This is a genomic window from Nocardioides sp. (assembly GCF_014360585.1).
Lineage (GTDB): Bacteria > Actinomycetota > Actinomycetes > Propionibacteriales > Nocardioidaceae > Nocardioides.
In genome coordinates this window covers 1-8,572 of sequence record NZ_JACIXG010000133.1, presented here as the reverse complement: position 1 = coordinate 8,572, position 8,572 = coordinate 1, and the positions used below count along the sequence as shown (strand labels likewise).

Annotated in this window: 5 protein-coding genes; 2 read left to right on the top strand and 3 right to left on the bottom strand. The window is 68.4% G+C overall.

The genetic code is table 11. The features are described from left to right. The 3 genes from betT to H5T77_RS24945 form a co-directional block, all read right to left on the bottom strand. On the bottom strand, positions 1–2,205 hold a 2,205-nt coding region (betT, locus tag H5T77_RS24955), incomplete at its 3' end, for a choline BCCT transporter BetT (protein WP_292653310.1). Positions 2,206–2,276: 71 nt separating this feature from the next. Continuing rightward, entirely contained in the window at positions 2,277–4,013 is a 1,737-nt protein-coding gene (betA, locus tag H5T77_RS24950) for a choline dehydrogenase (RefSeq protein ID WP_292653309.1), read from the bottom strand. 1 nt (position 4,014) lies between these two features. Continuing rightward, a complete protein-coding gene (locus H5T77_RS24945) occupies positions 4,015–5,517 on the bottom strand; it encodes an aldehyde dehydrogenase family protein (RefSeq protein ID WP_292653308.1) in 1,503 nt (500 codons plus the stop codon). Between the two features lie 169 nt (positions 5,518–5,686). On the opposite strand from H5T77_RS24945, the gene H5T77_RS24940 reads away from it, so the two are divergent. Then, positions 5,687–6,259: a TetR/AcrR family transcriptional regulator gene (locus tag H5T77_RS24940; RefSeq protein ID WP_292653307.1), complete on the top strand. Its 573-nt coding sequence runs from the start codon at positions 5,687–5,689 to the stop codon at positions 6,257–6,259. Positions 6,260–6,407: 148 nt separating this feature from the next. Next, entirely contained in the window at positions 6,408–8,486 is a 2,079-nt protein-coding gene (locus H5T77_RS24935; protein ID WP_292653306.1) for a beta-N-acetylhexosaminidase, read from the top strand. Positions 8,487–8,572: the final 86 nt, after the last annotated feature.

Here is an 8,572-nt window from a genome sequence, read left to right as displayed (position 1 = left end):
GGCCGATGGGCCGCTCCCAGCCGCACAACCCTCAGGCCTTGGGCTCCTCCACCGGCGCCTCGGGCGCCTCGGCGCCTCGGGCACCTCAGGCACCTCAGGCACCTCAGCCGGCAGGTTCTCCTGCTGGACGAGGTGGAGGTAGGAGAGGTGGCGCTCGTACTGGTCGAGCACGTCACCCATCAGCTGCTCGCGCGAGTAGTCGTTGACGTCATAGCCCTGGGTGCCCTCGGCGAGGTGGACTTCCGTGCGGAAGTAGACCTCACCGCTGACTCGGCCGACAGCGAACGTCGGCGCGGGACAAGGCAGCGGCGTGAGCTTGTAGACGAACGCGGGAGCGTCCTCGAGGTCGGTGTGGAGCTGGACGCCGTGGACACCCCGTACGGCCTTGGTCTCGGTCACGACCGAGGTGAGCCCGTGCGAGCAGAGCTCCGCGGCGACCTCTTCCAGCACAGGTGTCGCGACCGTCTGGATGAACCGCTCGGTGTCTCGCGCGGTGGGATAGTTGACCGAGCGGCGCAGCCGCTGCGACAACGAGGGACGTACGCCACCATCGGCCGCTCCGACCAGGCGCGCCGAGGAGATGGCAGCCGGCAGGGCGTACCTCGCGCTGGTGGTCTTGAGAGACTCCAGCCGTAGCGAGCGGTGGAGCCCGACGGCGACCAGGGCGAGCACGATCGAGAACGGCAGCCCCATGATGATCGTGGCGTTCGTCAGCGTCGTCAGCCACGCGTCCCCGCCCGCGAACATCAGGGCGAGGGTCAGCGCACCGATCGCGACCGACCAGAAGATCCGTACCGGGACCGCGCAGTCGGCCATCGGATGCGGCAGACGCGAGGTGAAGTTGCCCATCACCAGAGCACCGGAGTCGGCGGACGTCACGTAATAGAGGAATCCGGTCAGGGTTGCGAGCGCGACCAGCGCGATCGCACCCGGATAGTTGTCCAGGAAGACGTAGAAGCCCTGCGCGTAGTTGCCGTTTGTCAGATCGCCGAACTCGGCGTCACCGCCGCGGATCCGGCCCAGGGCGCTGTTGCCGAAGATCGAGACCCACAGCAGGATGAAGCCGAACGGGATCATCATCACGCCGACCAGGAACTGCCGGATCGTCCGGCCCCGCGAGATCCGGGCCAGGAACAGCCCGACGAACGGAGACCACGCGACCCACCAGGCCCAGAAGAAGAGGGTCCACAGGTTCTTCCAGACACCGACGTCAGGGTTCTCGACCGTGTCGTAGGGCATCGTGTCGAAGCTCATCCCGGGGAGGTTCACGAGGTAGTCGCCCAGGTTCATCACCAGCGAGTTGAGCAGGAACGCGGTGTTGTCGGAGAAGAGCACGTAGAGCATCAGCGCCACTGAGAGCAGGACGTTGAGCTCGGAGAGTCGCCGGATGCCCTTGTCGACCCCGGAGATCGCCGAGATGGTGCCGAGCAGCACCGCGACCAGGACCAGGCCGACCTGCGCAGCGCGGCCTTCGGGGATGCCGAAGAGGACGTTGAGACCGGCGTTCAGCAGGGCGATCGAGATACCGAGCGAGGTCGCGATGCCGAAGATCGTACCGAGCACGGCGGCCAGGTCGATGCCGTCACCGAGCCGTCCCCGGACCCGTTTGCCGAAGATCGGGTAAAGCGCCGAACGGATCGAGAGCGGCAGGCCGTGGCGGAAGGAGAAGTAGCCCAGGGCCATGCCCATGACGGCGTACATCGCCCAGCCGGACAGCCCGTAGTGGAACAGCGTCCAGGTCACGGCCTGCTCGGCGGCGGCGACGCTGCCGCCCTCGCCTGTGGGCGGGGTGAGGTACTGCGAGACCGGCTCGGCGACCGAGTAGAACATCAGGTCGGCGCCGATGCCTGCCGCGAAGAGCATCGCGGTCCAGGTGAACAACGAGTACTCCGGCCGGGACTCCTCCGGCCCGAGCCGGATCCGCCCGTAGCGGGACAGACAGATGAACAGGACGAAGGCGATCAACGCCGAGGCGAGCGCGAAGTACCACCAGCCGAAGTACTTCGAGATCCAACCGACGACATGCCCGATCGCGGTGCCTGCGGTGTCGGGCGCGAGCAGCGTGAAGAGCGTGAACGCGACCACCACCCCGGCAGAGCCGAAGAAGACGGTCTTGTTCAGCTCCCCCTTCGTCGTGGGGATCTCGTCAGGGTCCGCGGCGGGTTCACCCAAGGGCATACGCGACGGGTCGATCGTGTCCGGCATGAGTTGTCTCCTCCGGTTGGGGTGCCCGGCAGGCTAGTCCACCCAGCGCCGGCTTGGGTCACGGTTCGGTCTCAGGACTGGTTGCGCGGGTCCCCCACGGGCCACAGCGGCGAGTCGTCGCGGTGGCGGTAGTAGGGAACGTCGGAGGGTGCCAGCGGAGTGTTGCCTGCGATCAGGTCGGCCGCCTTCTCCGCGACCATCATCACCGGCGCGTAGATGTTGCCGTTGGTGACGTAGGGGAAGACGCTCGCGTCCACGACCCGCAGCCCCTCGGTGCCGTGCACCTTCATCGAGGTGGGGTCGGTCACCGCCATCTCGCCGGTGCCCATCGCCGCGGTGCAGGAGGGGTGCAGCGCCGTCTCGGCGTCCTTGCGGACCCACTCGAGGATCTCCTCGTCGGTCTCCACCGACGGCCCCGGCGACATCTCGCCGGCGTTGAAGGAGGCGAAGGCGGGCTGGTTGAGGATGTTGCGGGCCACCCGCACCGCCTCGACCCACTCCCGGCGGTCGTTGGGCGTGGAGAGGTAGTTGAACAGCATCGAGGGGTGCTCGAAGGGATCGTCGGACTTGATCCGGACGTGGCCTCGGGTGTCGGCGTACATCGGGCCGATGTGCACCTGGTAGCCGTGCTGGCCCTTCTCCTGACCGGGAGCCATCGACCCGTCGTAGCGGATCGCGATCGGCAGGAAGTGGAACATCAGGTTGGGCCAGTCCACGTCCTCGTTCGACCGCGCGAAGCCGCCGCCCTCGAAGTGGTTGGTCGCGCCCAGGCCCTTCTTCTGGAAGAGCCACTGCCAGGCGATCTTGGGCCGCTGATGCCACACCAGACCTGGGGCGATCGAGACCGGCTGCTTGGAGGCGTACTGGATGTAGACCTCGAGGTGGTCCTGGAGGTTCTCCCCCACGCCCGGGAGGTTGTGCACGACGTCGATCCCGTTCGAGCGCAGCAGGGACTCCTCCCCCACACCGGAGAGCTGGAGCAGCTGCGGGGTGTTGATCGCGCCGCCGCAGCAGATGACCTCCTTGGCGCGGACGAAGTGGTCCTTGCGGGCGCGCCCGACGCCGCGGACGTAGTCCAGACCGGTCACCCGTGGGGTGTCGCCGGAGGTGTCGAAGCGGATCTTCGTCGCGTGTGCGAAGGTCTCGACGGTGAGGTTGGGGCGGTTCATGACCGGGTGCAGGTAGGCCCGCGCCGCCGACCAGCGGCGGCCGTCCTTCACGTTACGGTCGAAGGGCGCGAAGCCCTCCTGGCGATAGCCGTTGACGTCGTCGGTGAGCGGGTAGCCGGCCTCCTGGGCGGCCTCGAAGAACGCCGAGAAGAGCGGGTTCGAAGCGGGCCCGCGCTCGAGGTGGAGCGGGCCGGAGCCACCGCGCCACTGGTCGGCGCCGGAGGTGCCGTCCTCGAGGAAGCGGCTCTCCATGCGCTTGAAGTACGGCAGGCAGTGGCGGTAGTCCCAGGTCTCCATGCCCGGATCGGCCGCCCAGCGCTCGAAGTCCATCGGGTTGCCTCGCTGGAAGATCATCCCGTTGATCGAGCTCGAGCCACCGAGAAGCTTGCCACGGGCGTGGTAGACCTTGCGGCCGCCCAGGTGCGGCTCGGGATCGGTCTCGTAGCCCCAGTCGTAGAGCTTCGAGCCGATCGGGAACGGCAGCGCCGCCGGCATGTGGATGAACGGGTCGATCTTGAAGTCGCTGTGACCGGCCTCCAGCACCAGCACCTTCGTGCCGGGGTCGGCGCTGAGCCGGTTGGCGATCGCCGAGCCGGCCGAGCCGCCACCGACGATCACGAAGTCGTACGTCGTGGTCATCTCAGTTCTCCTTCGCTGTGCCGGTTTCCTGGGCGCGAGGCGCAAACCAGTGCTGCGGGCTCGGGTCGATGTTGTGCCAGATGTGCTTGGTCTCGCGGTACTCCTCGAGCCCGGCCTGGCCGAGCTCGCGGCCGATCCCGGACTGCTTGTAGCCGCCCCACTCGGCCTGGGCGACGTACGGGTGGAAGTCGTTGATCCAGACGGTGCCCATCCTGAGCCTGGCTGCGACGCGCTCGGCACGGCCGCCGTCGCGGGTCCACACGGCCCCGGCGAGCCCGTAGATGGAGTCGTTGGCGATGCGGACGGCGTCGTCCTCGTCGGTGAAGGTCTCCACGGTGAGGACCGGCCCGAAGGACTCGTCCTGGGTCACGCTCATCTCGGTGGTGCAGTCGTCCAGGATGGTGGGCAGGTAGTAGAAGCCGTCGGCCAGCGCGGGGTCGTCAGGGCGCTTGCCGCCGGTGCGGAGGGTGGCGCCCTCGGCGAGACCCTTCGCGACGTACGCCTCGACCTTGTCGCGGTGGTCGCTGCTGGTCAGCGGGCCGGTCTCGGCAGCGTCGTCGAACGGGCCGCCGAGGCGGATCTGCTCGGCGCGGGCGACCAGCTCGTCGACGAACTCCTCCTTGATCGACTCCTCGATGATCAGCCGAGCGCCTGCGGAGCAGACCTGGCCGGAGTGGAGGAAGACCGCGGTCAGCGCGAAGTCGAGCGCCGTCTCCAGGTCGGAGTCGGCGAAGACGATGTTGGGGTTCTTGCCGCCGAGCTCGAGCGCGATCTTCTTCACCGTGTCCGCGGCGTTCACCATCAGCCGCTTGCCGGTGGCCAGACCGCCGGTGAAGGAGACCAGGTCGACGCGCGGGTCCTCGGAGAGCGGGGCGCCCGCGGTCGGGCCCTCGCCGAGCACCAGGTTGCCGACGCCGGCCGGCAGGCCGGCCTCCTCGAGCACCTTCATCAGGTGGATGGCGGTGTGCGGCGTGATCTCGCTGGGCTTGAGCACGAACGTGTTGCCCGCGGCCAGGCACGGCGCGACCTTCCACGCCACCTGCAGCAGCGGGTAGTTCCACGGCGTGATCAGCCCGCAGACGCCGACCGGCTCGTGCACGATCCGGCTCTTCACGCTCGGGTTCCCGGTGTCGACCACCCGACCGGCTTCCTCGGTGGCGATGTGCCCGAAGTGACGGAAGACCGAGACCACGTCGGCCACGTCGTACTCGCTCTCCACCAGTCGCTTCCCGGTGTCGAGCGACTCCGCGCGGGCGATGATCGCGGTGTCGCGCTCGAGCAGGCCGGCGACCCTCAGCAGAAGGTCGCCCCGCTCCCGCGCGGGCGTCGACGGCCACTCGCCACTGTCGAAGGCGTTCCGCGCCGCGGCGATCGCGGCCCGGGCGTCCTCGGCTCCAGCCTCCGCAACGGTCCCGACGACCGCGCCGTCGGCGGGACAGCGGATCTCCCGCTCCTCGCCCGACTGCGCTGGCGACCAGCGTCCGTCGATGTAGATCTGGCTCATACAACCTCCGGCATCGGGGTTGCTCGACAGGCAACCGCGGGTGAATACATCTGATCCTGCGTGGACATGAAGGGCCAGGTCAAGGGCTTGGCGAGACAAGATTGTTGCAGGTGGTACAAAATTGTTCCAACTGATACAAATGGCTCCTGTCGATTGCTAGAGTCACCGCATGACGACCGCGCGTACCGCGCCCGCCAAGGATCCCCAGCGCCGTGCCGCCTGGGCCGAGCTGGCGACCGACTACGTCCACGAGCACGGACTGATCGGCCTGAGCCTGCGCCCGCTCGCCGCCGAGCTGGGCACCAGCAACCGGGTCCTGCTCTATCACTTCGGCACCAAGGACCAGCTGGTCGCCGACGTGCTCCGCACGTCCAACGAGCGGTCGGTCGCCGACGTCGCCGCGCTCGAGCCCTCGAAGGACCTGCGATCGGCTGTCTATGACCTCTGGGCGGTGATGGAGGGCGACCGGTGCAGCCGGATCTATGTGGAGGCGGCCGCGCTCGGCCTCTTCGGCAGGGAGCCGTACGTCTCGGCGGTCCGCGAGGCCAACACACTGTGGATGGGCGTTCTCGTCGCGCATCTCGGCAAGTCCGGCGTGGACCCTGCCGTCGCCGAACGGGCAGCCCACGTCATCGACGCCGCCTTCATGGGCTTCCAGCTCAGCCTCGGTCCTGACGGCAGCCTCCCCGAGCGTTCCCGGTCCGTCGCAGATCTAGCCGATGCCGTCGCCGCTCTGACCTGAGCCACGCGCCCCCTCCGCTGAGCGCTCCAGCCGACGTCACGCTCCCGGATCCCGGACAGGGGTCGAACCACGATCGCTGATTTCCACGACGCTGCGGCGCCAACGCCGCTAGCCTCGATGGTCGACCGAGTTCGCCATCGACGGAGGCATGCGCATGATTCGTTCGGGCCCTATCCAAATTCTGACGACGGCGCTGTCCGTCGGCGTCGCCGCCATGCTCATCGCCGCGTCGACCACCTCACCAGCCACGGCCCAGCCACGGGCCGAGCGCCCGAGCACAGCGGAGGCACCAGTGCCCGGTCTGGTGCCGAACCCGCTCCAGGTGCGCGCGAAAGGAGGGCCCGGTTTCGTCCTGACCAAGCAGGCCCGGATCGTCGCCCGCGGCGCTGACGCAGCCGAGGTCGGCGTTCTGATGGCCGCCGAACTGCGCCCGGCAACCGGCTTCGACCTCCCGGTCGTCGCCGGCAGGCCGACCCGTCGCGATGTCGTCCTGACCATCGACTCCAAGGCCGGGTTCGGCGAGGTCGAGGGCAACCCGGAGGCGTACAAGATCTCCTCGACGGCCAAGGGGGTCAAGGTCACCGGTGCGAGTCGCCACGGGCTTTTCAACGGCACCCAGACGCTGCGTCAGCTGCTGCCGGCGTTTGCCTCATCGCCCGTCGAGGTGAACACCGACTGGACGGTGCCAGCCGTCTCGATCCTGGACGCGCCGCGGTTCAGCTATCGCGGGATCATGCTCGACGTCGCCCGCTCGTTCCTCGAGGTCGACGAGGTCGAGCAGGTCATCGACGCCGCAGCGGCGGCCAAGATCTCGGTGCTGCACATGCACCTGGCCGACGACCAAGGGTGGCGGATCGACATCACCAACTCCGGTCGGGCGGCCGGCGACGACATCGACTACACGGCGCTGACCCGGGTCTCGGGTGCGACCGCGGTGCTCGGCAACCCGTATCAGAGCGCCGACGGCCACACCGGGTTCTACACCCAGGACGACTATCGCTCGCTGGTGCGCTATGCCGCCGAGCGCGAGATCGAGATCATCCCCGAGATCGACATCCCCGGCCACACGAATGCCGCCCTCGCCGCGATCCCGCAGCTCAACACCGCCGGGTCGAGTCACCCGGCGACCGAGGACGAGCCGGTGGCACCGCACAACGGGACCATCGACGTCGGCTACTCCTATCTCGATCCGACCTCCGAGGTGACCTATACGTTCATCCAGCACGTCTTCTCACAGCTCGCTGCGCTGACTCCGTCCGAGTTCCTGCACGTCGGCGGCGACGAGTCGCATGCGATGACGCAGCGATATGGCCACGAGGGCTACGTGGCGTTCGTCGAGCGGGCGCTCGCGATCGTCCACGGGCTCGGGAAGAAGACGATCGGCTGGAACGAGTACGCCGAGGCCGGGCTCACCGCCGGTGATGGTGTTCAGTACTGGGCCGGCACGACCGAGCACGCGAAGCGCGCCGTCATCGAGGACGGCGCCAAGCTGCTCGTCTCGCCGGGCAACACCTCATACCTCGACATGAAGTATCACCCGAAGACGCCGATCGGACTCTCCTGGGCGTGCTCGGGCGACTGCGACGTCGCGCACTACTACGACTGGAGCCCGCAGGACGTCATCGCGGGCGTCGGGGACGAGCACATCCTCGGCACCGAGGCGCCGCTGTGGTCCGAGACGATCCGGGGCGTGGACCAGGCCGAGTTCATGATCTTCCCACGCGTCCTCGCGCACGGGGAGAACGGCTGGACCGCCGAGTCGCGGCGCTCGCCGTCGGACTTCGCGGCGCGGCTCGCCTCGGTCGGTTCGCGACTTGCTGCCGCCGGCACCAACTTCTACGACGGGCCGCAGATCGCCTGGTCGACGGAGCTGGCCGGGAGCGATGCTGCGGTCTCGTCAGGGTCGGCCGGATCGGTGTCGGTCGGACTGCTCGCCGCCCCCGGGACCAAGACGGACGGGACCGCGGTCGCCGTCGACGAGGTCGACGACGCGGACGGCACCGGTGGCTCGTCGCTGACCGCACCGCTCACCGCGACAGTCGACTTCGGGGACGGGTCGGCTCCGGTCCCCGCACGGTTCATCGCGTCTGAATCCCGGGACTCGCTCCACGCTGCCGGGGTCTATGCGGTGACGGCTGCTCATGCGCACGACTCCCCGGGGAAGTATCGCGGCAAGATCACGGCCTCCGACGGGTCAACGGCGAGGTTCACCATCACGGTCTCCTGATCGAGCGGAGGTTGTGAAGCTGAGAGTGGCCTATGGCCCACTCTCAGCTTCACAACCTCCCGATGTCACAGATCTCGCGTGCTCGG